Here is a 23,062-nt window from a genome sequence, read left to right as displayed (position 1 = left end):
CACGCTAGGAGGTGAACCGTGGCTACCGGACACGTCGACGCCGTCGCGGACCCGCGCCCCGGGTCGCGCGGCTACCTCAAGTGGTACTGGACGAAGGGCCCGGGCCTGCGGAAGTGGGTCGCCAGCGCGCACCCCTGGACGGCGCTGTACCGGCACCTGGTGAAGTACATGAGCGCACCGATGGCCAAGCGCACCGCCTCGCAGTGGTTCCACGACGTCACCGGCATGTGGCCGGGCGAGCGCAAGGGCGACAACCCGCTCGGACCCGGCTGATGGCCACGGGCTGGAAGGGCTCGACCCGGCGGCGTCGGCTGCCGCGCAACTGGCCACAGATCCGCGCGCGCATCCTCGAGCGCGACCGTCACGCGTGCCGCTGGATCCGTGAGGACACCGGCCGGCGGTGCGGCGCCTACGCGACCGAGGTCGACCACATCCACCGCGGTGACGACCACCGCGACAGCAACCTGCAGGCGCTCTGCGACTGGCACCACCAGCAGAAGAGCGCGATGGAAGGCGGCATGGCGTCGAAGGCGGCAGCCGAGCGACGTCGTGCCGAGCCTCAACACCCCGGCCTGATCTGACCCCCGGTCAGGGGCCCCTCCCCCGCCCCCTCTCCCGTGACCGCTCCGCGTTCTGCTGGTCGCTGTCTGTACGGGTCTGGGGGATCTGACGCTGCGCCGACACGGCGTGTTGTCTACCGCCGCCGACAGGAGGCCGACTCATGGCTGGACGTGGTCCCGCGCCCAAGCCCGGCGCCGTGCGCCGGAACAAGGAGCCCGAGAAGACGAAGCTCGTCGCCGGCGATGAGCCGCGCGGCCCCGAGCTGCCCGATGACGTGCTGCCGATCACGGACACGCTCGTGCAGGACGGCAAGGAGGTCATCGTCCGCGAGGAGTGGCACCCGCAGACCCGCCGCTGGTGGGACAGCTGGCGCACCTCCCCGCAGGCCTCGCGCATGCTGTCCGGGCCCGACTGGGACTTCCTGCTGGACACCGCGCTGATGCACCACGTCATGTGGTCGCGGCAGAAGTGGGAGTTCGCCTCCGAGGTGCGGCTGCGCGTCGCGAAGTTCGGCGCCACCCCCGAGGACCGCCTTCGCCTGCGCGTCGAGATCGAGACGCCCGAGGAGGCCCCGGTCGGCGAGGCGTCGGCCACCGTGACGTCGATCAGCGACCGCCGGCGCCGCCTGACCGAGGGCGGCTGATGGGGCGCCAGCTCATCACGGGGCCGGACCTGGACCGCTCCCGCTCGCTGGGCTGGCTCGCGCTGTGGTTCATCGAGACGTTCGTCGTGCACGGGCCCGGCGACGTCGAGGGCGAGCCGATCCGCCACGGGGACGAGTACTCCGGCTTCATCGTCGACTGCTACGCCCTCGACCGGACCGGCCGCCGCCTGCACGACTCGGCGTTCTTCTCCCGCCCGAAGGGCGCGAACAAGTCCGGCCTGGCCGGCGAGCTCGCGATCTTCGAGGCCGTCGGGCCGTGCCGGTTCGAGGGCTGGGCCGAGGGCGGCGAGACGTTCGAGTTCCTCGGCGAGACGTACACCTACGAGCCCGGCGAGCCCATGGGCCGGCCCAACAAGTACCCGTTCGTCCGGATCATGGCCACCGAGGAGGGCCAGACCGGCAACGTCTACGACCTGGTCCACCGCAACTTCGACCAGGGCCCGCTCTCGGCGCTCAAGGCCTACGGCCTCGACGCCGGCCAGACCCGCATCCTGCTGCACAACGGCGGCGAGATCCGGCCGTCCACCGGCGGCTCGGCATCCAAGGACGGCGGCAAGGAGACGTTCGCCGTCTTCGACGAGACGCACCTGTACGAATCGCGCGAGCTGCACGCGATGTACCGCACCGTCACGAGGAACCTGCCCAAGCGCGGCCGCTCGGCCGAGCCGTGGTACCTCGAGACGACCACGATGTACGAGCCCAACGCGGACTCGATCGCCGAGCAGACCTACCGGTACGCCCAGGCGATCGCCGAGGGCCGGGCACGGCGCTCGCGGATGCTGTTCGACCACCGCTTCTCGCCGCTGGGCGAGGAGGAGCTCGGCGACGAGGACAAGCTGCGGGCCGCGGTGATCGAGGCCTACGGCGAGGCGATGGACTGGAACTCGCTCGAGTCGATCATCGACAAGATCTTCGACCCGCGGCACTCCCCCCGGGAGTCGATCCGGTACTACCTCAACGCCAAGACCTCGTCGCGCAACGCGTGGGTCACCGACGCGCAGCTCGCGCCGGTCACGGTTCACCAGGACGTCTACGACCGCGCGGTCGCCGCCGGCCGCGAGGCGGAGGCGTGGCGCGACGTCGTCGAGCCGGGCGAGCGCATCACGCTCGGGTTCGACGGCGCGGTCACGAACGACGCGACGGCGCTGGTCGGCTGCCGCGTGTCGGACGGCCTGCTGTTCCCGCTCCTGGTGGCCGAGTGCCCGGATGGGCCCGAGGCCAAGGACTGGTCGGTGGACGAGGAGTCGTTCGACGCCGCAGTCGCGCAGGCCTTCGAGCAGTTCGACGTCGTGGCGTTCTTCGCGGACCCGCCCTACTGGCAGGACTGGATCGAGCGCTGGGAGCGCGAGTACGGCGAGCGGCTGAGGCTCAAGCAGTCCGGGAAGTCGGCGATCAAGTTCTGGACCAAGAACGACGCGCCGATGATCGCGGCGCTCGAGCGTCTGCACACCGCGATCCAGGCCAAGACGGCGCAGATCTTCGGCGACCGCACGCTCCTGCGGCACTTCACGAACGCGCACGAGTGGCGGCGCCGGGCCGGGACGCTGATCGGCAAGGCCACCAAGAACTCGCCGCGCAAGATCGACGCCGCCATGGCCGCGACGCTCGCGTTCGAGGGCCGCGCCCGCTTCTTGGCGATGGGCGACGAGCAGCCCAAGACCGCGTCGTTCATCCCCGCCCGCATCCGCTAGGGAGGTCGCACGTGCTGTACAAGACCGACGTCCCGGGCACCGACGAGTGGTGGCTCATGCGCCTGGCGACGGCGCTCGGCGCGTCGTTCCCGCGCAAGGCCAAGCTGCGCGCCCACCACCAGGGCACCATCCAGGTGCCCGACGGCGGCAACGACGTCATGCGCGAGACCTACCGCCGGTTCGTCAACCTCGGCCGCCTGAACGTCGCGCGGCTGATCGTCGACGCGCCTGTCTCGCGCCAGCAGCCGCTCGGCTTCCGCACCACGACGGCCGGCGACGCCGAGGGCGACGCCGAGGCGATGGCCCGCTGGAACGCCTCGCACATGGCGATCCAGGCGCGCAGCATCTTCACCGACGTCGGCATCTACGGCGAGGGCTACGCCAGCGTCGACCGCGACGGCGGCATGCACCACGAGTCGGTGTGGACCACCTGCGCCGAGACAGCCCCGGGCGAGCCCTGGAACGTCGAGGCCGGCATCGTCGTGGGCTACGACGCGCTCGAGCGGCAGGACGTCATCACGCTCTACCGGCAGGGCCCGGACGGACGCGTGTACTCGCGCACCGCCGTGCGACCCGGCAGCGTCTCGTCGATCCCCAGCAGCGGCGCTCGCTGGTACCCCGGCCGCGCCTGGGACTGGATCGGCGAGGCTGAGCCGCTGGGCCTGTCGCGGGTGCCGCTGGTGAAGTTCTCGGCGCCCGACGGGCTCGGCCAGTTCGAGCCGCACCTCGACACGCTGGACCGGATCAACCACACGATCTTCCAGCGGCTGTGCATCACGGTGATGCAGGCGTTCCGCCAGCGGTGGATCGCGGGCGACCTGCCGGACGTCTACCCGGCGGACCACCCGCTCGCGGGCCAGCGGATCCCCTACGACGAGATCTTCCAGGCCGGCCCCGCCGCCATGTGGCGGCTGCCCTCTGGCACGGAAGTCGAGGAGTCGGCGGTCACCGACATCTCCCCGCTGCTGACCACGGTCAAGGACGAGCTGCGGGCGCTGGCGATCGCCTCGTCGACGCCGGCGTACATCCTCTCGCCCGACGCCGTCGACGGCTCGGCTGCGGGCGCCAACCTCACCCGCGAGCCGATCCTCTTCAAGGTCGAGACGCTCAACGCGCTCGCCGGTGACGCGCTGGCGACGCTCATAGAGCTGTCGTTCGAGGCGACCGGCACGCCGCGCGGGGACTTCGAGGTCATCTGGGCGCCCGTCGACCGGGCCTCGTGGACCGAGAAGGCGCAGGCAGCCTCGCAGGCCAGCACGACGCTGCCCCGCAAGACGATCTGGCGCGAGATCTACCAGCTCACGCCGCAGCAGATCCAGCAGGCGGAGCAGGACCTCGACGACGAGCAGTTCGCGGAGGTGGTCCAGGTTGGCGGCGAACCTGCAGCGGGTAGCTGAACGCAAGGCACAGACCTACGACGCCCTCGTCACCAAGCTCATCGCCGCGCTGTGGAACCTGTGGGCCACGGCGACGCCGTCGCAGCTGTGGGACGACACGTTCGCCTGGGGACGCGCCGCCCGGTCGGCCGTGCTCGTGGAGTCGGCGCTGCGCCAGGCGCAACGACAGAGCCGGTCCTACGCGATGACGGCGCTGCGCTCGCTCGACGCCGCGCCGTCGCAGATCGACCCGGTCGAGTACATCTACCCGCGCTTCGACACCACCACGCTCGAGGCCTACCAGCGGCCGGCCACCGCCGGCCGCTGGGCATGGTCCCAGGGCCACCAGGGCGAGGCCATGGACGCCGTCCGTGACCGCATCGAGCAGCTCGTCGAGGCCGACGTGCGAGCGATCGACAACCGCGAGCAGCGCGACACCTACGCCGCGACGCCCACGGTGACCGGCTACCGCCGCGTCATCCACCCCGAGCTGTCGACCTCGGGCACGTGCGGCCTGTGCATCGCGGCGGCGAGCCGCTTCTACAGCGTGCGCGACCTAATGCCGATGCACGACCGGTGCCGGTGCGAGACGCTGCCGATCGTCGGCGACGAGGACCCCGGCCTGCAGCTCAACGACGACGACCTCGCGCGGCTGTACGGCGCCGCCGGCGGCACCGGCCGGCAGGAGCTGGCCCGCGTGCGCATCCAGACCGTCGAGAACGGCGAGCTCGGCCCCATCCTCGCGCCCGAGGGCCAGAAGCACCGCGGCCCGGCCGCCGCCGGCCACCGCCGCTACCGCGAGCCCAACCGCGACGACCAGCACCGCTCCTGGCAGCGCATGCGCGAGACGTCGCAGACCTGGGCCGACCAGCTCGAGCGCGCGGCCGCCACCGGCCGCCCGCAGACGTTCACCTACCTCGGCCGCGACTACACCGTCGAGGCCAACCCGGAGGCCCTCCGGTACCACCGCGCCCTCGTGGAGCGCATGACGGCCAACCTGCAGGCCGCCTGACCCGGGCGCCACGCCCACCCATCCCCTGACAAGGAGACCCGCCATGGCAGACGACACGTCAGCCGCCCCGTGCACCTACACGCCCGGCACCGCACACATCGACATCACCGCCCCCGGCGGCATCGACGCCCTGCTCGCCTTCCACCGCCGCACCTTCGGCTCGGCCGTCATGCACGCCGGCGACGGCGAGGACGGCGACGGCGAGGGTGGCCAGGACGGTGGCGGCGACGGCGGTGACCAGGGCGGCGACGACGACGGCGGCGACGGCGGTGACCAGGGCGGCGACGACGACGGCGGCGACTGTGACGACCTCGGGTTCCCGCCGGACACGCCCGTCAGGGACATGACGCTCGAGCAGCAGGTGGCCTACTACCGGCACCAGTCGCGCGTGAACGAGCGACGCTGGAAGGCCACCGGCGTCGACGCCAAGGAGATCGTGCGCCTACAGGACGCCGCCGACGAGCTCGAGCGGATCAAGGCGCAGGCCGGCGACGACGTCGACCTCGACCAGGTGCGCGAGGACGCCCGGCGCGAGGGCGAGAACCTCGGCGCCGAGAAGTTCCAGCGCGTCGCCGTCCGGTACGCGGTGCGCGCCGCGGCCGCGGCCGCTGGCGTCTACGACCCCGGCGACGAGGAGAGCCGCACGGCGATCGACGCGCTCACCGACGTGCTCGACGCATCCCAGCTTCTCGCTGACGACGGCGAGGTCGACGAGGCCAAGGTCCAGTCGATCCTCGACGCGTTCGCGCAGCGAGCCCCCGACAGGGGACCCCGCGACCCGTACTCGATGAACCACCGTCGCCTCCGGCAGGGGGACTCGCGGGCGGGTTCGGTCGCAGCCGCACAGGCGAAGTACGCCGAGAAGTACACGACCAACCACCAGGAGGACTGATGTCCGACTTCTCCATCAAGACGTCGGCGACCGGTGGTGGCGACTACCGCTGGCTGCGCTCCAAGCACGGCCGCGACAACGCCATCCCCGCCGCCATCGACGTGAAGCTGCTGCAGGCCGGCACGCACTACGACGCCAACGGCGTCGTGCCGTCGGGCCTGCCGCTCGGCAAGGTCACCGGTCAGGCGACCTACGGCCCCTACGACCCCGACGCCTCGGACGGCCGGCAGCACCTCGCCGGCTTCCTCCTCGAGCCGCAGCAGCTCGAGGCCGACTTCTCGGGCGTCACCACGCAGGTGCTCAACGCGCCGCTGCTCGTGCACGGCATCGTCGACCCGGCGCACGTCCCCACCCGCCCCGACCTGTCGACCGCCACGAAGACCACCGGCGTCTTCGTGTTCGTCGGCGTCGACTACAAGGAGGCCTGACACATGCCGCTCAACACCGACTACCGCTCGGCGGTCGAGCTCACGGCGGCGGCGCGGGCCGCGGTCGCCGCGGTGTCCAACGCCCTGCCGCTGAGCGCGTACCTGCCCAACCGAGAGAACCCGTCGCTGAACTTCGAGTTCGAGGCGGGGGCCAAGAGCCTCGTCGACGTCGCGGAGTTCCGCGCCTTCGACACCGAGGCGCCCTACGGCCGCACCGGCGGCGGCATCCGCAAGTCCGGCAAGCTGCCCCCGATCAGCCGCAAGCTGCCCGTCTCGGAGCTCGCCGAGCTGCAGCTGTCGGGCCAGACGGAGGCGATCGGCGCCCGGCTGGACCGGTACGCCGAGGATCTGGGCCGCGGCGTCGCGTTCCGCCTCGAGCTCGCCCGCGCTGAGGCGCTGCGCACGGGCAAGCTCGTGCTGAGCGAGAACGGCCTGACCGCGTCGATCGACTTCGGTCGGGACCCGTCGCTGACCGTCGTCCCGTCGGTCCCGTGGACGGCCGCGAACGCCACCCCGGTCGACGACGTGATCGGCTGGATCCAGCGCGTGGCCGCGATCAGCACGGCCCCGACGGCGGCGCTGCTCACGCTCGACGTGATGGAGACGCTGTCCAAGAACGAGCAGGTGATCGGCCAGGCCCTCGGCCGCACGAGCAACCTGCCGGGCCGCGTGTCCTACGACGACGTGCGCGGCGTGTTCGCCCAGTACGGTCTGACGCAGTTCACCGTCGTGGACCAGGCCTACAGCGGGTTCGACCTCGGCCGCCCGGTGTTCCCGGCCGGCACGTTCGTGCTGCTGCCGTCGCCGGGCTCGAGCGTGGCCGGCGGCTCGCTCGGCGCCACCGACCTCGGCATCCCGGCCGAGTCGCTGCAGCCGTCCTACGGCATCCCCGAGGGCGAGCGCGCCGGCATCTTCGCCGGCGCCTTCTCCCGCGAGGACCCGCAGGGCCTGGACGTGCTCGTCTCGGGCATCGCGCTGCCGATCGTCGAGCGCGCCAACGCGACCCTGTCGGCCGCGGTCACTGTCTCCGGGTCCTGACCGGTCACCACGCGTGCGGGAGGGGCTGCGGCATGCAGCCCCTCCCCGTCTGAGGGGAGGGCCCATGGCCGAGATCGACTGGCTCAAGGAGCTGCGGGACCGTGCTGAGGGCGACGTCCTGGCCGGCTACAGCGACGCCTACCTGATGACGAAGATCGGGGACGCGGTCGCGTTCATCGACGACATGGTGCCCGCTGCCAAGCGGCGCCTGCAGTCGGGCCAGCTCTCGCAACGCACCTACATCAAGACCGTCTGCGACGTCGTGCTGCGCGTCCTGCGCGACCCGGAGGGCTACCGGTCGGAGTCGGACGGCACCTACTCCTACACCCGCTCGGCCACGGTCGCGTCAGGCGACATGTGGCTGACGAACAACGACCTCACGGTGCTACGCGGCACGACGACGCCAGTCGTCGGCACGATCGGCCTCAGCGCCGACCGGGGGTGGGGCCGGTGAGCATGCTCAACCGGCCGCGCCACGTCGTCACGGTGCAGAACCGCCGGCTCGTGCGCGGTGCGCACGGCACCGAGTACCGGCTCGACGGCGACCCCGTCGAGGTGCCCTGTACCGTCCGGTCGAGCTCCGCCACAGAGACGAACACCGACGGCCTGCAGGTCAGCACGCTCAAGCGGGTCATCGCCCGCACGTGGCCGGGCGACGTCCACTCGCTGATCACCTTCCGCGGCGACGAGTACGAACCGCAGGGCGACCCCCAGGAGTTCGACGGCTCCGAGCGGACGACGCACTGGGAGATCCTCATCCAGCGGGTCAAGGGGGCGTGACGTGGCCGAGGTCTTCAAGCGCGCCCACATCGACGCGGCACAGATCGCCGGCGACTCGGCCGAGATGGACGCCGTCGCCGACGAGCTCGCGGCACTCGCCCGGGCCCGTGCCGCCGGGCACGGCTCCCTCGCCGGCCGGATCGAGGTCGAGCGGTCCCGCAAGGACCGCCTCGTGGTGCTCGACCACCCCGAGGCCGCCTACGTCGAGTTCGGCCACGTCCACAACCGTGACCGCACCCAGTGGGTGCCCGGCCTGCACATCATGCGCAACGCCTACAACGACATGCCGGAGGGCGGCTGATGTTCGACGCCGCACCGCTCATCGACGCCGAGTCGATGGTCTTCGACCTGCTGACCGCGGCGTTCTCGGACGCCTACGTCGCCTCCGAGTACGAGACCGACCTGACCTTCCCCGCGGTCATCTACTCCGTCTCCGGTGACGGCCAGGTCGGCAACGGCCCGGGCCTGTGGACCCTCAGCCTCGAGCTGTCGTTCCTCGGCCCCGCCGACCAGGCGTGGGCGCTCGCGGCCCGCGGCTACCGCGCCGTGCACTCGTGGGCTGGCACCACGACCGCGCACGGCCACGTCAACGCGGTGGACGACGAGTCCATCCCGTCGCGTGTCTCCACCCCGGAGGCGAACGCGAAGACGACCCGGCAGTACACGGGGGTCTGGACCCTCACCTGTCGCTCCGTGTGACACCACCCGACATCTCCGGCGCAAGAGGGCTGCACCCACGCGAAGGAGATCCGCGATGACCGTTTCCACCGCCTACGCCATCCCCGGCCGTGGCACGTTCTTCACCGCTCCGAAGAACACGCCCCTGCCCACCGGAGGGATCGCCGCGTTCACGCTGCTCGGCACCGCCCCGGCCGACTGGGACAACTTCGGGCACACCTCCGAGGAGAACACCCCGGAGCTGTCCGTCGACGGCGGCGACGCCACGGCCCTCGGGTCCTGGCTGCAGGCCAACCTCTACACCATCTACGAGACGACCACCTGGTCGCTCACGGGCAACTCCATCCAGCTCGACAAGGTCACGCTCAAGAAGATCTACAACGGCTGGGACACCGCAGACGGCAAGGGCGTCGTGGTGCCCGCCGCCAAGCGCGGCCAGGAGCTCGCCCTCGTGATGCTCGCCTCCCACGACTCCGGCAAGTTCGGCCTCTACATCCCGAACGTCAACTTCACCTACGGGGACGCCCCGGCGGTGGACCGCGAGACGTTCATGGAGGTGCCGTTCTCGGCCACCTTCCAGGCCGCCGACGAGTCGGTCATCCCCCTGTCCCCGGACGGCGAGCCGGGGCTCTTCGAGATCTACGGGCCCGAGGCGTTCGTCAGCGGGTCCTGACACAAGCCGCCGCGGGCGGGGTCCGGATGCAGCCCTGCCCCGCCCGCGGCTCCACCTCCCCTAGGGCTGCACACCCCCACACATCGACACGAAGGGCTGCACCATGTCGACCACCCGCAAGCCGGCCACCAAGCCGGCCACCAGCAGGACCCTCGAGGAGCGCGACGCGCAGATCGCCGAAGACGAGCTGCTCAAGGGCGTGCCCGCCCTCAAGCCGGCGACGGCGTTCCGTCAGCGCGACCGGTCGAACCTCCTCAAGCTCGGCCTGCAGCTGAGCGACGTCGCCGGCGAGGACGGCGAAGTCGACGAGAACGACCCGAGAGCTGCGGCCGCGATGCTCGACCTGCTCGCCGACGCCGACGAGTTCTTCGAGTCGATCGCCGTCGACCGCGACGCCTACGTCGCCTGGTCCGAGGGGCTCGAGCACTCCGAGCAGGTGTTCTCCGCGCTCATCGCGAAGTACACGAGGGCCGTGGGGGAATGACGGCCGTCTGCGGCTACCTCGACCGGTACGAGGTCGAGCTGGTCGCAGACTTCCAGCAGTTCTACGGCCTGCGTCTCGAGCAGATGTGGGCCGGCCACCTCGAGCCCCGCGAGGTGCTCGTGCGGATCCACGGGCTCATGACCGAGCCGTGGTCCCGCTTCCGCGCCGCCCACCTGCGCGACAACCCGCCGGACGTCACCGGCGGCGACGGGGTGCCGTCCTGGCTCGGCTGGACGCCGAGCACCCAGTACCTCGTGACGGTCGCGAACCTCCTGATCACGAAGTGGGGCGGCAAGAAGGCCAAGCCGTCGCTGCTCAAGACGCCCGCCGACGGGCGCCGCGTGATCCGGCCGAAGTCCATCCAGGAGCTCTTGAAGCATCTCGGGAGGTGACGCATGGCCACGGGCGGCAAGACCGTCGGGCGCGTCTCGATCCGCGTCATCCCGGACACCTCACGGTTCCGGGCCGACCTCAAGAAGTCCCTCGACCGGATCGAGAAGCAGGCCCGCCTGCTGGTGTCGGTCGACGCCGACACCAAGCCGGCGCGCCAGGCCGTGCTGCGGCTGACCAAGGACATCGCCAAGACCAAGACCGGTGTCGGCGTCACCGCCGACACCGCCGAGGCGTCGCGGAAGATCGACGGCCTCGCCGACGACCGCGACGTCACGGTCAACGCCGACGCCGACACCGGCGTCGCCGCGACGGCGCTCGCGCTGCTGGCGCGCCGTCGCGTCGCGGAGATCGTCCCGCAGATCAGCCGCGGCGCGGCCGCCCGCGCCACGACGATGCTGGCCGCCCTGTCCGGCGCCCGCGTCGCCGGCGACGCCGTGCGGCGCCTGTCGACGTCGCTGTCCAACGTCGACCGCGCGGTGCCGAAGCTGGCCACGACCGCCGTCGCGATCGGCAGCCTCGGCGTCGTCGCTCTGCAGTCCGTCGCCGGCCTCGGCTCGCTGGCCACGTCGCTCGCGCAGATCGCGCCGCTCGCCCTGATGCTGCCGGCCGCCTTCACCGCGGCGGCCGCGGGCATCGCCGCGCTCATCGTGGCGTGGAAGGACGCCGGCAAGCAGCTCGCCCCGCTCAAGTCGAGCATGCAGGAGCTCGGCGACGTCATGTCGGCGCGCTACTGGGACGCCGCGCGCAAGCCGATCATCGAGATGACGCGCACCCTGCTGCCCGAGCTGCGGCTCGGCATGATCGGTGTGTCGAACTCGCTCGGTGGTATGACGGGCGACCTGGCCCGGGCGATGCAGTCCAACCTGGGCGGCGGCGTCCTGCAGGGCATCCTGCGCAACGTCCGCGACAGCATCACCGAGGCGCGCGCCGCGGTGGCCCCGTTCGTCGAGGCGTTCACCACGCTCGGCTACACGGGCAGCCAGTACCTCCCGGCGATCGGCCGCTGGCTGGGCGAGATCGGCACCCGCTTCAACGAGTGGGTCCAGACCGCCGACTCCAACGGGAACCTGACCGCCTGGATCGAGAACGCAGCGACGCAGTTCGGCTACCTCGTCGACGTCGTCAAGAACCTCGGCTCGATCATCGGTGGCGTCTTCCGGGCGATCGGCTCCGGCGGCGGCGGCCTGCAGAACTTCGCCGCCACCCTCGGCACCATCGCCGGCATCGTCAACGGCCCGGTCTTCCAGACGGCGTTGTCGACGATCTTCGCCGGCGCTGCCCAGGGCGCCCAGGCCCTCGCCGGCGCACTCGGCCCGATCGGCAACATGCTGGCTGCGCTCGCGCCGACGATCAGCACAGTGCTGGCTGGCCTGGCAGCCACCCTCGCAACGGCCCTCACTGGGATCTCTGCTGCGCTGTCGCAGCCGGTCGTCGCGACCGGCCTCGAGGCGGCGCTCGCGGGCATCCAGGGGCTCGTCACCGGGCTGCTGCCCGCTCTGCAGCCGCTGGGCTTCCTGCTCGGCCAGCTCGGGCAGATCGTCGGCCAGCTCGGCCCCGTCATCGGCACCGTCCTGGGCGGGGCATTGCGGGCGCTCGCGCCGACGATCACGCAGGTGCTCATGGGTCTGCAGCCGCTCATCCCGGTCCTGGGCTCGGCGCTCGTCGGGGCGGTGCAGGCTCTGGCGCCGCTGCTGATCCAGATCGGGCAGGCGTTCCAGACGCTGCTGCCGGCGCTGGGCCCGGTGATCCAGGCGATCACCCCGCTGATCGGCATCGTCGGCCAGCTGGCCGGTGCGCTCGAACCCGTGGTCGCCGCCCTCGGGCAGACGCTCACGCAGGCACTCACCGTGCTGGCGCCCGTGGTGCATCAGATCGGCACGACGCTGGGCACGGTGCTGCTCGGCGCCGTCCAGGCGCTGCTGCCGGCGCTACTGCAGCTGGTGCAGCAGGCGATGCCGATCTTCCTGGCGATCGCCCAGGCGCTCGGCCCGACGCTGCAGCTGCTCGCCCCGGTAGTCCTGGCGATCGCCCAGGCGGTCGGCACGCTGCTGCTGACGGCGATCCAGGCAGTCCTGCCGCTTCTGCTGCAGGTCGCGCAGACCGCGCTGCCGGCGTTCCTGTCGGTGGTGCAGGCCCTGGCGCCGGTGCTGCTGCAACTGGTGCAGGCGCTGCTGCCGGTCCTCGTCTCGATGTTCCAGGCGATGGCTCCCGTCATCGCCGCGGTGGCGCCGATCGTCGCCCAGCTCGTCGCAGCGATCGCACCGCTGGTCGCGATGATCGGGAACCTGCTGATCCCGATCATCGAGGCGCTACTGCCCGTCGTGCAGACGGTGTTCAACACGGTCGCGAACGTCATCGCGTCGGTGATGCAGATCGTCCAGGGCGTGATCCAGGTGGTCACCTCGGCCATCCGTGGGGACTGGTCCGGTGTCTGGAACGGGATCCTGCAGATCCTCTCCGGCGTCTGGAACACCATCGAGGCGATCGTCACGGGCGCGATCAACATCGTCCGGTCGGTCATCACCGCCGGGATCAACGTCATCCGGTCGGTGTGGAGCTCGGTGTGGAACGGCATCAAGGCCGTCTTCTCGACCATCTGGAGCGGGTTGCGACAGGCGGCTGTCGCCGGCGTGAACAACGTCGTCGACACGGTGACGGGCATCAGGGACCGGATCCTCGGATTCTTCTCCGGCGCCGGCTCATGGCTTGCCGAGTCCGGCCGGAAGATCATCAGCGGCCTGATCGACGGCATCAAGGGCATGGTCGGCAAGGTCAAGAACGCCGTCGGTGGCGTGATGCAGGCGGCCCGAAATCTCCTGCCGTTCTCTCCGGCTAAGGAGGGCCCGTTCTCGGGCAAGGGATGGTCGCTGTACTCCGGCCGCTCGATCGTCGACGCGCTCGCTCAGGGCGTCCTCGACGAGAGCGGCCGGCTGGTCGCGGCCACGACCACCGTGATGTCCGCGGCGAACGCGGCGATCACTGACGGCGGCCTCTCTTCGGTCGGCCTCGAGGGCACGGTGTCGGACGCCGACGCCGTCGGCAGCGGTCCGCGCGTCGTGCAGCACATCACGAACAACTTCCCCCAGGCCGAGCCGACGTCTGTGACGACCAACAAGGCGCTGCAGTACGCCGCGGCGATCGGAGTGTGACGTGCCCGCAGACATCACCTGGCTGCTGTCCGGGGTGGACGCCAACCGTTGGTTCATCCAGAAGGGCACCCTGTGGCGCCCCCCGGTCAGCGTCCGCGCCGCGACGATCGACGTACCCGGGCGCCACGGCGTGATCGCGCCGGGGCTGCCCGTGTTCGACGAGCCGCAGCTGAACCTCAAGCTGCAGCCAGTGGGGCCGCAGACATCGCTCGAGGAAGCGCAGGCCGAGCTCGTCGCGCTGCTCGCCGCGCCGGGCCTGACCGTCACTCGACGGTCGGCCGGCGCCGCGGCCAGCGCTCCGGCACGGCTCGTGTCGCTGTCCCCCGACGACTTCCGCCCCGGGCAAACGGCGGCGTTCAGCGTGGCGCTGGCGATCCCCGGCGTGTTCCTGCGCGGCCCAGTCGCGTCGTCGCCGGCCACGGTCGTGGCCTCCGGCGACACGGTCGAGATCGCACACCTGGGGGTGTCGACCGGTCCGGTCGCCGACGCCATCGTCCGTGTGACCGGGCCGGCCACGACGGTGGCGGTGACCGACGTCGTCTCAGGCACGGGCCTGTCCTGGGCTGGCGCGGCGCTGACGGCCGGCCGCTACCTGTACCTGGACGCCGGCACGCTGCGCGCGTGGTGGTCGGCCTCGTCGTCCGCCTGGACCGGCGGCACCGACGTCACGTCGGGCCTGGACTACCCAGCGGCCGGTCCGCTGCAGATCTGGCCGCGCATGCAAGGCACCGACCCGGCCGACCGGCGCGCGCGCCTGCGCGTGAGCGGGTCGGGCCTGTCCACCGCGACCGCGCTGATGGTGCGCGGCGCGCCCGCATATCTGTGAGGAGGCACCTGTGAGCGAAGTCGTCGACACCGAACCCACCGACGAGCCGGCCGACCCGACGGAGGCCGACCCGACAGAGGGTGACCCGACGGACGGTGACCCGACGCAGGACCCGATCGCCGACCTGACCGCTCGCGCTGCGGCAGCCGAGGCGCGCGCGGCCGCCGCGGAAGAGCGTGCGATCGCCGCGACCTCTGCGGCCGCGAACGCCGCGGCGCTCGCGAACGCCGCGCTGGCCGCCGCGACCGCGGCTCAGGGCACCGCGGACGCGGCCATGCGCGCGGCGACAGCCTCCGAGACCGACCCCGAACCTGATCCCGCGCCTGGCGATCCAATGGCGCCGGCCGAGCCCGCTCCGATGGGAGACCCCTCATGAGACCGACGTTCGACTCCGCGCTGATCGCCGCTCAGAACGTGCATGTGGCGGACCTGAGGTCCGGCAGCGTGCACGTGCTGCCGACGATCAGGATCGACCCGACCGAGCCGGGGCTATACCGCCTGCGTCCCACCAGGGACGGCGACGTTCGTGCGCAGCGAGTAGGTGACGTAGATGACGTCACCGCCAGGGATCAGCTGGGTGTTGATGACCTCCCAGCCGTCCATGTGCTCGGCGAGCTCGGGGATCGACCCGGCGAAGTCGATGGTCCGCACGTTGACCGTGCCGACGGGCGGCAGTAGCTGGCTGGCAGGGAACGCGAACGTCACGAGGCGGTATTCAGTCACGGCCGCGACCGTACCGGTCAGCGTGTGCCGAGAGAGGGTGAAATCTGTTGGCTGACTTCGGCATCCGCCTGGTGGCCTACGCCCCGGCCGGTGAGCGGCTCGGGCTGCTGCCGCAGCCGCTCAAGCTCGAGGCGTCGTTCCCCCATGACGACGCCGGGGCGCTGAGCGCGACCTACTCGCGGCTCGCGCTGGGTGGCACGATCCTGGACCGCGCGCTGTCGCAGGGCGTCGAGCTGGCCGTCGAGGTCACCGACCACGGCGGGGCGTGGGTCGAGCCGGACGGCGGGCGGTTCCTGTGGATCGCCAAGGACGACGATCTGGCAGACCAGTCCCGGACGGTCACGATCACCGCGCCGTCCTACGGCTGGCTGCTGCGCAAGGCCCGCCTGCTGGACCTGAGCAACGTCCTGCCGGAGGACCACTCCCAGGCCGGTAAGCGCCCGTTCTACTCCGCCTCGGCCGGCACGATCATCGCCACCCTCATGGGTGAGAACGCCGCGCGCGGCGGCGTGCCCGTCACCCTTGGCTTCGACACCAACCGTGACGCCGCCGGCCAGGCCTGGGCCAAGGTCGTCACCCTCTACCTCGAGCCCGGCATCGAGGTCTTCCAGGTCCTCGACAGCCTCACCGCCCAGGGTATGTGCGACTGGCGCACCCGCGGCCGCCAGCTGCTGGTGTGGAACGCCGACACGGTGCTGGCGGCGGACCGGTCCGCGTCGGTGCGGCTGCACCTGGGGCGTGACGTGGGTGAGGCGCCCTCGAACGAGTCGCTCGAGGAGATCGTCGGGCGGGTACTGCTGCGCGGTGACAACGGCCTGGCGCTCACGCTGGACAACCCGTCCGCGCCGACGCCGTGGGGCGTGTGGGAGGGCTACATCTCTCAGGGCGGGGTGAGCGACGACGGCACCGCGCGCACGCTCGTGCAGGCTGAGCTCGAGCGGCGGGCGCGCACACGTGCGCAGTACACCCGCAGCCTGACGCTGTCCGGCGCGCAGTTCTGGCCGATGGTGGACTACGCGCCCGGGCAGTGGATCACCGCCCCGACGAACGTCCAGGCCGAGCGGGTACGTGTCGCTCAGGTGACGCTCACGCTCGAGGGCGGCGTGCCGGGCGGGTCGGTCGTGCTGAACGACCGGGTGCTGGACGCCGAGCTGCGCCGCGCCAAGCGCATGGCCGGCATCACCGGCGGAGCTACCGCTGACGGCGGGTCGGGCGCACGCCCGGCGCCGGAGGGCCCCGACCGGCGCCAGCCGGCCGCACCGCCCGGGCTGGTCGTGTCCTCCGACGCCTACATCGACACCGACGGCGCCGCTCGCGGCGTGCTGTCGATGGACTGGGGCGACGTCACGACCGCGACCGACGGCACGGCGATGGAGATTGCCGACTACCAGGTTGCGGTGCGGCGCAACGTCGTTGGTGCGCCGTGGAGTGTCGTCATGTCGGCGGACGACTCGCAGGCGACCTACCAGCCGGTGGCCGTCGGTGAGGTGCTGCAGGTGAAGGTGCGCGCTCGTGGCCGCTACTCCGCGGTGCCGGGCGCCTGGTCGAGCGTCGTGACCGTCACCGTGGAGGACGACGTCACCCCGCCAGCGGTGCCCTCGGCACCGGTCGCGTCGGTGTCGCGCGCCGTGGTGCGGGTGACGTGGGACGGTAAGACCGCCGCCGGTGGGACGATGCCGCTCGACTTCGACCGGGTCGAGGTGATCCAGGAGGGCGCGACCAACCCGGTCGACTCGATCCTCGACAAGACCGGCGGCTACATCCTGGTCACCGGCCTGCCGTACAACCAGCAGGTCCGCTACCGCGCTCGCGCGGTGGACCGTTCGGGCAACGCCTCGAGCTGGTCGGCCTGGTCGAACTACGCCACCCCGACCCCGCTGGTCGTCGATGACATCGACAAGAACATCACCGAGGCGATCGAGAAGAACCGCGAAGACCTCGACCTGCTGAACCCGAAGGTCACCAAGGCACAGCAGGACATCGCCAATGCCCAGGAGAGGATCACCGAGGCCGAGTCTGAGGTCGCCACCGCGATCCAGCAGTCCGGGCAGGCGGGCTCGCTGGCGACGGCGGCTAGCTCCACCGCCAAGGGCACCCCGCGGATCTTCCACTCCACCGCCGCTCCGACGTCGAACGACAAGGCGCCGCAGAACAGCACCTGGTTCCGCCACCAGGGCAGCCTGTCCGGCGTCGTCATCGGGCAGTGGACACAGACCGCGGCCGGGGACGCCGGGGGCACGTGGACACCTTCCCAGCTGGGCAACGGTGTGCTCGCCGGGCTGGACGTCGGCAAGCTGACGGCGGGGTCGGCCGAGGTCATCGAGGCCGTGGCGCAGAAGATCGCGGCCAGCACTGCGGCGTTCCAGCGTGCCGACGTCGCCAACCTGTTCGCCAGCAATGCCACCGTCGACACGCAGGTCGCGCAGAGAATCTGGACGGCCAAGCTGATCGCCGGCAAGGTGCTGGCCAACGAAGCGCTGATCGGCGCGGGGCCGAACATGATCCCGTGGAGCCCGGAATCCGGCACCGAGCCGCACGTCGGCTGGACCGGAAGCGCGATTCGTGGGCTCAATGACGCCGACCTTGGCTGGGTCATCGCTGCGCGCGGCAGTGGCGGCACGAACGGCACCTTCTCTGGGTTCATCGCGCTGCGGTTCGGCGGCACCTCGCGCAACAACCGGGTGGGATCGTTCGACGTCGACCCCGGGTCGAGCTACCGGTTCCGGGTTGGTATCGGCATCGCGGGCAGCTTCCCCGAGGCCCCTGCGGCGGGGCGGCGGGTTCGCGCGGCGATCCAGTTCCACGACGCGGCCGGCGCGTCAGTCCGCACGGCCACGTCGGACCCCGTGCCCGCAGACCGCTACGGCGCCGATGCCCGCTACATCGACTACATCGTCGAGGCGCCAGAAACGGCCGCGTCCGCCACCATCTACCTCGACAAGAACTACTGGGGTGAGACGGCCGGCGACACCCTCGTGCTGAACCCCTCGCTGACCAACGCCACCGACGCATCGCTGATCGTCGACGGCAGCATCCTGGGCAGGCACATCAAGGCCAAGGAGATCGAGGGCGTTCACGTCAAGGCGAACACCTTGACGGCCGACAACTTCATCGTCGGGGTGATGGACGGGTACGTCATCACGGGTGCGCTGATCCAGTCGCTGGCGCAGGCCAACCGCGGCGTCAAGATCAGCGAGTCGGGGCTTCGCGCCTACGACAATGCGGGCAACCTGACGGTTCAGCTCGAAGGCAGCACCGCGTCGATCACGGGTGCGCTGATCCAGTCCGTGGCGCAGGCCAACCGCGGCGTCAAGATCAGCGAGTCGGGGCTTCGCGCCTACGACACCTCGGGCAACCTGACCGTGCAGATCGAGGGCGACACCGCGTCGATCGTCGGTGGCACGATCCGGGGTGGCTCGGTGGTCGGTGCGTCCGTCCAGACCGCGGACAGCGGCAGTCGCGCGCTGCTGACGAGCTCCACCGGGGGCGACCCGAACCTGTGGATGTTCGACAGCCGCAACGTCAACCGCATGACGATCGGCGTCAACGGTGAGACGACCGCGCTGTGGCTCATGGACACCGCCGGCAGGAACCGGCTGAGCGTGATGACCAATGCCAGCTTCAGCGGTGTCCTGGGCTACGACTCCTCAGGGACGACGCGGCTGCAGATCAACACCAACAACCAGCTGTCGTTCTACGACGAGGACGGCGCGCTGGCGCTGCTCGTCGGAGCGTGGAACTCGGTCGAGGGCAATCAGCACGGATGGATCCGTGGCCCGGCCTACGGTGCGCTCCGCTCGACGCTCGCGTTGGGCGTGACCACCTACGACGGCGTGAAGTCGAACTACGCGCAGCTGCGCGTGGAGGAGACCTCGACGGGCAACTCGAACAACGACAACGCGCGCGTCCTGGTGCACGGCGGTGGGTCCTGGTACATCGGCTCGCCCAACCGCGGCTACATCTCCATGGCGAACTCCTCCGGCGAGATCGCCATCTACACCCGCTCGAACTTGCTGTCCTTCTACAACCTGCCGGCCACCACCGCCGCCGGTCAGCCGCTGACCATGATCGTCTCTCCTACCGGGAGGGCGAGCATCTACCGCGGCAACGGCTCGCTGCGGGCCGCGAAGGTCGACATCGCCGACATCGACGCCTCGGTCAACCCGGCCAGGGTGCTCGACGTCCCGGTGCGCGACTGGATCGACCGGGGCATGTACGACCGTCAGCACTCGGCGCTCGACGAGGTCCGCGCCACCGACGACCTGGCCAGCCTCGATCCCGACGTCGTCGCCCGCGCCGGGGTGCACCTGCCGCGCATCCCGGGCGTCGTCGCTGAAGAGGTCGAGGCCGCCGGCCTGGCCGAGTTCTGCACCTACGACGAGGACGGCACCCTCACCGGCGTGATGTACGACCGGCTGCCGCTGCTCCTCATCCCGGTCGTGCGCTCCCTGGTCGAGCGCGTGGCCATCCTCGAGTCCCTCCTCACCACCACGGAGACACCATGAACGAGCCCACGCAGGTCGACGTCAACGGCGTCATGAACTCCCTGCGCGTCCAGCTGTCCGATGCGACGTTCGCCGTCGCGATCCAGACGGCCCGCGCCGAGCAGGCCGAGGCACGCGTCCGCGAGCTCGAGGCCCAGCTCGCCGACACCGCACCGGCGGAGGCCACCGAGGCATGACGTTCATGGAGCAGGCCGCCGAGCAGGTCGCCACGTCCGGCGGCCTGCTCGGCGCGCTCGGCACCGTGCTCGGCACCGCGGCCGTCGTCGCTCTGGGCCTGGCGGCGAGGTGGCTCAAGCCGCGGCTCGACGAGCTGCTCGGCAAGACCGAGAAGGTGCGCGAGCACGTCGCCAACGACCACAAGACGAACCTGCGCAACGACGTCGACGGCCTCGGCTCCAAGCTCGACGCGGTGCTCGCCGGCGTGGCCGAGATGCGCCGCGACATCGGCGGCCTGCGCGAGGAGAACCGCCAGCAGCGCGCCGAACTCGAGGGCGTGCGCGGCGACGTGCGCCGCGTGCAGGACACCGCCGAGTCCGCCCGCCGCGAGGCCGCCACCGCCAGCCGCCGCCTGCGCGACCTCGACCCCGCCTACCCGCCGCCCGACGGCGACTGACCCACCCACACCCACACCCACACCCACCAGCAGGCCGCGACCGCCCCCGGGCGCTCGCGGCCTTCGTCATGCCCGGGAGGCACCCGCCATGGTCTACAGCCCGCTCACGAACGAGGTCATGCCCCCGACCGGTCGCTACAAGGGGGGCAAGAAGTGGTCCGCCCGGCCCAAGGGCGTGCGGATCAACGGCCTGAACGTCCACCACCACGCCGCGACCAACGACTCCGGCATCCGCCGGCTGGTGACGTCGAACGACCCGGCCAGCGCGAACTACATCATCCGCAACAACGGCTCGCTGATCGGGTCGGTGCCGGAGGAGTACCGCGCCTGGACGACGTCGGCCTACGCGAACGACGACGACAAGATCACCGTCGAGATCCAGAACGAGACCGGCGCCCCCGAGTGGCGCATCTCCGCGGCCGCGATGGACACCCTCATCCGCCTGTACGCCGACATCGCCCAGCGCCACCGGTTCGCCCCGGTGCGCGCCAGCCTCAAGGGCCACCAGGAGTACGGCGTGGCCACCGCCTGCCCCGGCCCGTACCTGCTGCCGCGCCTGGACGACGTCGCCCGCAAGGCCGCCGCGCTCGGCGGCGTGGTCTCCGGCGGGGGCGGCGCCTCCGCCCCGACCCCCACGCCGTCCGGCCAGGCCAAGCTCGACGTCGACGGCAAGTGGGGCACCGGCACCACCACCCGGCTGCAGCAGGTGCTCGACATGGACGTCGTCGACGGCGAGGTCTCCCGCCAGTCGGCCACCTGGCGCGACGACAACCCCGGCTGCACCACCGGCTGGGACTGGACCGGCAAGACCGGCGACGGCGGCTCCCCCACCATCCGCCGACACCAGGAGATCCTGCGCGACCGCGGGCGCTACAAGGGCGCGATCGACGGCAAGGCCGGCCCGCAGTACTTCACCGCCCTGCAGCAGGACCTCGGCACCAAGGCCGACGGCGAGCTCTGGAAGCCGTCCACCGCCGTCGAGGCCCTGCAGGAGCGACTCAACACCGGGCGCATCTGAGGTGCGCCCTCTTCGCCGCGCGGCCGCGGCGCTCGCCGCGGCCGCGCTCGTCTTGGCCGCGTGCTGGGCCGCGTTCGTGCTCGTCGTCTGGGCCGCCTCCTGGCCCGTCCTCACCCTGCTCCGACTCTTCGCCTACGGAGGCTACCCGTGATCTCGACCGCTACCTTCTGGCGCGCCGCCGGCTGGCGCGCCCTCTACACGCTGCTCGCCGCGGCGCTGCCGTTCGTCGTGCCGCTGCTCGCCGATCCGTCCGCCCGCGCCGCGCTCGAGGCCCTCGCGGGCGTCGGGTTCGCCGTCGTGCTGTCCCTCGTCACCTCGCTGGCCAACCTGCCCGAGCTCGGCGCCGGCCGCCCGCCGTGGCTCGCCGTGGTCGACCGCGTGGCGCGCACGTTCTTCCAGGTGCTCCTCGCCGCCCTCGGCACCGCAGCCGGCTTCGGCGACGTCGACATCCGAGCCATCCTCGGCCAGGCCGCCGGCGCCGCCGCCGTCACGCTGATCCGCTCCGTGATCGCCGCCCTGCCCGAGGAAGCCACGACCAGCCCCGACGGAGCACAGGTCATCACCACGGCGCCCAACTCGGCGCCGGCGCTCGCGGAGGGCGACCGGGTCATCACCCCTGGCGGCGCGCACGGCGTGATCACGAGCCTCTCCAGCGGGGACGGCGGGTACACCGCTGCCGTCCGGCCGGACGACGCGCGTCAGGCGACGTGGTGGGGTCCTGTTCGCGAGCTCGAGCGGGAGGCCTGACGTGGCGAGCCCGATCCTGCGGTACTTCGAGCACGGCCACCTGTCGGCCGGACCGCTGCGCACGACCTCGGCCCGGTTCCACGGGCTGGCCCTCGAGATCGACGAGACGCTGCCCGACGGGCCCGAGAAGTCCGTCGCGCTGCGCAAGCTCCTCGAGGCCAAGGACGCCGCCGTGCGCGCCGCGCTGGACCTGCCGCCCGAGATCCCGGAGTGCGACTACTGCGGCAAGCCGGACGGCTCCTGCGCCGGCTGCCTCGCCGCAGCCGCTTCGGCCGGGCCCGCACGGTGAGCCTCGACGAGTCCAGCGCGCCGGCGCCGGAGCCCGAGCCGGAGAAGGAGCCCGTCCTCGAGCTCTCGTCCGCCCAGGCCGATGCGATCCAGGAGTGCATCTGGCGCGTGCGCGACGGGCTCCACCTGGGTCACTGGGACACGTTCCTCGCCGCCGAGCCGGCTATGGAGGGGGCCATCGCCCACGTCGACCCTGTCGAGGGTCGCTACGTCGCTGGCATCCATCTGTGCGAGGACTGGCTCGAGCGCTCGCCCGAGGGCCAGCGCAACGACATCGTGCACGAGTTGCTACACCTGGCCCACCGTGAGCAGACCGACGTGATCCGTGTCGGGCTGCTGCGCTCCGGCTTCCTCAGCCAGCGCGCCGGCGACATGCTGTGGGCCACGTTCAAGGACGCCACCGAGCGCATGGTCGATCACCTCGCCGGCGTTGTCGCCGAGCAGTTCCCGCTTCCGGAGATCCCGGAATCTTGAGAGCGCCCCGCCTCCCCTACCCGGGGAGGTGGGGCGCTCTTCGCCGTCC

General features: G+C 71.5%; 27 protein-coding genes. 26 read left to right on the top strand and 1 reads right to left on the bottom strand.

The features are described from left to right. The first annotated feature begins 18 nt into the window (after positions 1 to 18). From GSF02_RS07885 to GSF02_RS07795, 19 genes are all read left to right on the top strand, one after another. Entirely contained in the window at positions 19 to 273 is a 255-nt protein-coding gene (locus GSF02_RS07885; RefSeq protein WP_159794479.1) for a hypothetical protein, read from the top strand. Beyond that, complete coding sequence (locus GSF02_RS07880) at positions 273 to 581, top strand: HNH endonuclease (RefSeq protein ID WP_159794477.1); 309 nt, start codon at positions 273 to 275, stop codon at positions 579 to 581. The genes GSF02_RS07885 and GSF02_RS07880 overlap by 1 nt, the downstream gene beginning before the upstream one ends. Before the next feature lie 140 nt (positions 582 to 721). Beyond that, complete coding sequence (locus GSF02_RS07875; protein WP_201308842.1) at positions 722 to 1,204, top strand: phage terminase small subunit; 483 nt, start codon at positions 722 to 724, stop codon at positions 1,202 to 1,204. After that, positions 1,204 to 2,916: a terminase gene (locus GSF02_RS07870; RefSeq protein ID WP_159794475.1), complete on the top strand. Its 1,713-nt coding sequence runs from the start codon at positions 1,204 to 1,206 to the stop codon at positions 2,914 to 2,916. The genes GSF02_RS07875 and GSF02_RS07870 overlap by 1 nt, the downstream gene beginning before the upstream one ends. Positions 2,917 to 2,927: 11 nt before the next feature. Beyond that, positions 2,928 to 4,313: a phage portal protein gene (locus GSF02_RS07865; protein WP_159794473.1), complete on the top strand. Its 1,386-nt coding sequence runs from the start codon at positions 2,928 to 2,930 to the stop codon at positions 4,311 to 4,313. After that, the gene (locus GSF02_RS07860; protein ID WP_159794471.1) at positions 4,285 to 5,304 is read left to right on the top strand and encodes a hypothetical protein; all 1,020 of its coding nucleotides are present in this window, start codon (positions 4,285 to 4,287) and stop codon (positions 5,302 to 5,304) included. Before GSF02_RS07865 ends, GSF02_RS07860 begins: the two co-directional genes overlap by 29 nt. Before the next feature lie 43 nt (positions 5,305 to 5,347). Beyond that, complete coding sequence (locus GSF02_RS07855; protein WP_159794469.1) at positions 5,348 to 6,196, top strand: hypothetical protein; 849 nt, start codon at positions 5,348 to 5,350, stop codon at positions 6,194 to 6,196. Continuing rightward, positions 6,196 to 6,624 (top strand): head decoration protein, encoded by a 429-nt coding sequence (locus GSF02_RS07850; RefSeq protein ID WP_159794467.1) that lies wholly within the window; start codon positions 6,196 to 6,198, stop codon positions 6,622 to 6,624. The genes GSF02_RS07855 and GSF02_RS07850 overlap by 1 nt, the downstream gene beginning before the upstream one ends. 3 nt (positions 6,625 to 6,627) lie before the next feature. Then, complete coding sequence (locus GSF02_RS07845; RefSeq protein ID WP_159794465.1) at positions 6,628 to 7,662, top strand: major capsid protein; 1,035 nt, start codon at positions 6,628 to 6,630, stop codon at positions 7,660 to 7,662. 64 nt (positions 7,663 to 7,726) lie between these two features. Beyond that, a complete protein-coding gene (locus GSF02_RS07840) occupies positions 7,727 to 8,116 on the top strand; it encodes a Gp19/Gp15/Gp42 family protein (protein ID WP_159794463.1) in 390 nt (129 codons plus the stop codon). Continuing rightward, complete coding sequence (locus GSF02_RS07835; protein ID WP_159794461.1) at positions 8,113 to 8,442, top strand: hypothetical protein; 330 nt, start codon at positions 8,113 to 8,115, stop codon at positions 8,440 to 8,442. The genes GSF02_RS07840 and GSF02_RS07835 overlap by 4 nt, the downstream gene beginning before the upstream one ends. Position 8,443: 1 nt before the next feature. Further along, positions 8,444 to 8,743 (top strand): DUF5403 family protein, encoded by a 300-nt coding sequence (locus GSF02_RS07830; RefSeq protein ID WP_159794459.1) that lies wholly within the window; start codon positions 8,444 to 8,446, stop codon positions 8,741 to 8,743. Further along, on the top strand, positions 8,743 to 9,141 hold the full coding sequence (locus GSF02_RS07825; RefSeq protein WP_159794457.1) for a hypothetical protein: 399 nt from the start codon (positions 8,743 to 8,745) through the stop codon (positions 9,139 to 9,141). Before GSF02_RS07830 ends, GSF02_RS07825 begins: the two co-directional genes overlap by 1 nt. A 55-nt stretch (positions 9,142 to 9,196) precedes the next feature. Beyond that, positions 9,197 to 9,793 carry a phage tail tube protein gene (locus tag GSF02_RS07820; protein WP_159794455.1) on the top strand — a complete coding sequence of 199 codons (597 nt, stop codon included), beginning with the start codon at positions 9,197 to 9,199 and terminating at the stop codon, positions 9,791 to 9,793. A gap of 103 nt (positions 9,794 to 9,896) precedes the next feature. Next, positions 9,897 to 10,277 (top strand): hypothetical protein, encoded by a 381-nt coding sequence (locus GSF02_RS07815; protein ID WP_159794453.1) that lies wholly within the window; start codon positions 9,897 to 9,899, stop codon positions 10,275 to 10,277. After that, entirely contained in the window at positions 10,274 to 10,669 is a 396-nt protein-coding gene (locus GSF02_RS07810) for a hypothetical protein (protein WP_159794451.1), read from the top strand. The genes GSF02_RS07815 and GSF02_RS07810 overlap by 4 nt, the downstream gene beginning before the upstream one ends. Before the next feature lie 3 nt (positions 10,670 to 10,672). Then, positions 10,673 to 13,819 carry a phage tail protein gene (locus GSF02_RS07805; RefSeq protein WP_159794449.1) on the top strand — a complete coding sequence of 1,049 codons (3,147 nt, stop codon included), beginning with the start codon at positions 10,673 to 10,675 and terminating at the stop codon, positions 13,817 to 13,819. A gap of 1 nt (position 13,820) precedes the next feature. Then, positions 13,821 to 14,645 carry a hypothetical protein gene (locus GSF02_RS07800; protein ID WP_159794447.1) on the top strand — a complete coding sequence of 275 codons (825 nt, stop codon included), beginning with the start codon at positions 13,821 to 13,823 and terminating at the stop codon, positions 14,643 to 14,645. 10 nt (positions 14,646 to 14,655) lie between these two features. Beyond that, positions 14,656 to 15,021: a hypothetical protein gene (locus GSF02_RS07795; RefSeq protein ID WP_159794445.1), complete on the top strand. Its 366-nt coding sequence runs from the start codon at positions 14,656 to 14,658 to the stop codon at positions 15,019 to 15,021. Positions 15,022 to 15,134: 113 nt separating this feature from the next. Here the strand turns inward: GSF02_RS07795 and GSF02_RS07790 are convergent, their stop codons facing one another. Then, a complete protein-coding gene (locus GSF02_RS07790; protein ID WP_159794443.1) occupies positions 15,135 to 15,368 on the bottom strand; it encodes a hypothetical protein in 234 nt (77 codons plus the stop codon). A gap of 47 nt (positions 15,369 to 15,415) precedes the next feature. On the opposite strand from GSF02_RS07790, the gene GSF02_RS07785 reads away from it, so the two are divergent. From GSF02_RS07785 to GSF02_RS07755, 7 genes are all read left to right on the top strand, one after another. Beyond that, complete coding sequence (locus GSF02_RS07785) at positions 15,416 to 19,873, top strand: hypothetical protein (protein ID WP_159794441.1); 4,458 nt, start codon at positions 15,416 to 15,418, stop codon at positions 19,871 to 19,873. Continuing rightward, positions 19,870 to 20,049, top strand: coding sequence for a hypothetical protein (locus tag GSF02_RS07780; protein WP_159794439.1), 180 nt, complete (start codon positions 19,870 to 19,872; stop codon positions 20,047 to 20,049). Before GSF02_RS07785 ends, GSF02_RS07780 begins: the two co-directional genes overlap by 4 nt. Further along, positions 20,046 to 20,486 carry a hypothetical protein gene (locus GSF02_RS07775; protein WP_159794437.1) on the top strand — a complete coding sequence of 147 codons (441 nt, stop codon included), beginning with the start codon at positions 20,046 to 20,048 and terminating at the stop codon, positions 20,484 to 20,486. Before GSF02_RS07780 ends, GSF02_RS07775 begins: the two co-directional genes overlap by 4 nt. An 88-nt stretch (positions 20,487 to 20,574) precedes the next feature. Continuing rightward, the gene (locus GSF02_RS07770; RefSeq protein WP_159794435.1) at positions 20,575 to 21,504 is read left to right on the top strand and encodes a peptidoglycan recognition protein family protein; all 930 of its coding nucleotides are present in this window, start codon (positions 20,575 to 20,577) and stop codon (positions 21,502 to 21,504) included. A gap of 147 nt (positions 21,505 to 21,651) precedes the next feature. Continuing rightward, complete coding sequence (locus GSF02_RS07765; RefSeq protein ID WP_159794433.1) at positions 21,652 to 22,251, top strand: holin; 600 nt, start codon at positions 21,652 to 21,654, stop codon at positions 22,249 to 22,251. A gap of 1 nt (position 22,252) precedes the next feature. After that, positions 22,253 to 22,540: a hypothetical protein gene (locus GSF02_RS07760; RefSeq protein WP_201308841.1), complete on the top strand. Its 288-nt coding sequence runs from the start codon at positions 22,253 to 22,255 to the stop codon at positions 22,538 to 22,540. Beyond that, entirely contained in the window at positions 22,537 to 23,013 is a 477-nt protein-coding gene (locus tag GSF02_RS07755) for a hypothetical protein (RefSeq protein ID WP_159794431.1), read from the top strand. The genes GSF02_RS07760 and GSF02_RS07755 overlap by 4 nt, the downstream gene beginning before the upstream one ends. Positions 23,014 to 23,062 lie beyond the last annotated feature (49 nt).

The sequence above is a fragment of the Puerhibacterium puerhi genome (assembly GCF_009846865.1).
Taxonomy (GTDB): domain Bacteria; phylum Actinomycetota; class Actinomycetes; order Actinomycetales; family Cellulomonadaceae; genus Puerhibacterium; species Puerhibacterium puerhi.
Note: the sequence above shows the minus strand (reverse complement) of the source record. Positions and strands in the feature narration are given on the sequence as shown.

What these genes read in the sequence shown, in the direction of transcription:
- GSF02_RS07880 (WP_159794477.1), top strand. Translation starts at nt 273, where the DNA reads ATGGCCACGGGCTGGAAGGGCTCGACCCGGCGGCGTCGGCTGCCGCGC.
- GSF02_RS07875 (WP_201308842.1), top strand. Translation starts at nt 722, where the DNA reads ATGGCTGGACGTGGTCCCGCGCCCAAGCCCGGCGCCGTGCGCCGGAAC.
- GSF02_RS07870 (WP_159794475.1), top strand. Translation starts at nt 1,204, where the DNA reads ATGGGGCGCCAGCTCATCACGGGGCCGGACCTGGACCGCTCCCGCTCG.
- GSF02_RS07855 (WP_159794469.1), top strand. Translation starts at nt 5,348, where the DNA reads ATGGCAGACGACACGTCAGCCGCCCCGTGCACCTACACGCCCGGCACC.
- GSF02_RS07850 (WP_159794467.1), top strand. Translation starts at nt 6,196, where the DNA reads ATGTCCGACTTCTCCATCAAGACGTCGGCGACCGGTGGTGGCGACTAC.
- GSF02_RS07845 (WP_159794465.1), top strand. Translation starts at nt 6,628, where the DNA reads ATGCCGCTCAACACCGACTACCGCTCGGCGGTCGAGCTCACGGCGGCG.
- GSF02_RS07840 (WP_159794463.1), top strand. Translation starts at nt 7,727, where the DNA reads ATGGCCGAGATCGACTGGCTCAAGGAGCTGCGGGACCGTGCTGAGGGC.
- GSF02_RS07825 (WP_159794457.1), top strand. Translation starts at nt 8,743, where the DNA reads ATGTTCGACGCCGCACCGCTCATCGACGCCGAGTCGATGGTCTTCGAC.
- GSF02_RS07820 (WP_159794455.1), top strand. Translation starts at nt 9,197, where the DNA reads ATGACCGTTTCCACCGCCTACGCCATCCCCGGCCGTGGCACGTTCTTC.
- GSF02_RS07815 (WP_159794453.1), top strand. Translation starts at nt 9,897, where the DNA reads ATGTCGACCACCCGCAAGCCGGCCACCAAGCCGGCCACCAGCAGGACC.
- GSF02_RS07810 (WP_159794451.1), top strand. Translation starts at nt 10,274, where the DNA reads ATGACGGCCGTCTGCGGCTACCTCGACCGGTACGAGGTCGAGCTGGTC.
- GSF02_RS07805 (WP_159794449.1), top strand. Translation starts at nt 10,673, where the DNA reads ATGGCCACGGGCGGCAAGACCGTCGGGCGCGTCTCGATCCGCGTCATC.
- GSF02_RS07780 (WP_159794439.1), top strand. Translation starts at nt 19,870, where the DNA reads ATGAACGAGCCCACGCAGGTCGACGTCAACGGCGTCATGAACTCCCTG.
- GSF02_RS07775 (WP_159794437.1), top strand. Translation starts at nt 20,046, where the DNA reads ATGACGTTCATGGAGCAGGCCGCCGAGCAGGTCGCCACGTCCGGCGGC.
- GSF02_RS07770 (WP_159794435.1), top strand. Translation starts at nt 20,575, where the DNA reads ATGGTCTACAGCCCGCTCACGAACGAGGTCATGCCCCCGACCGGTCGC.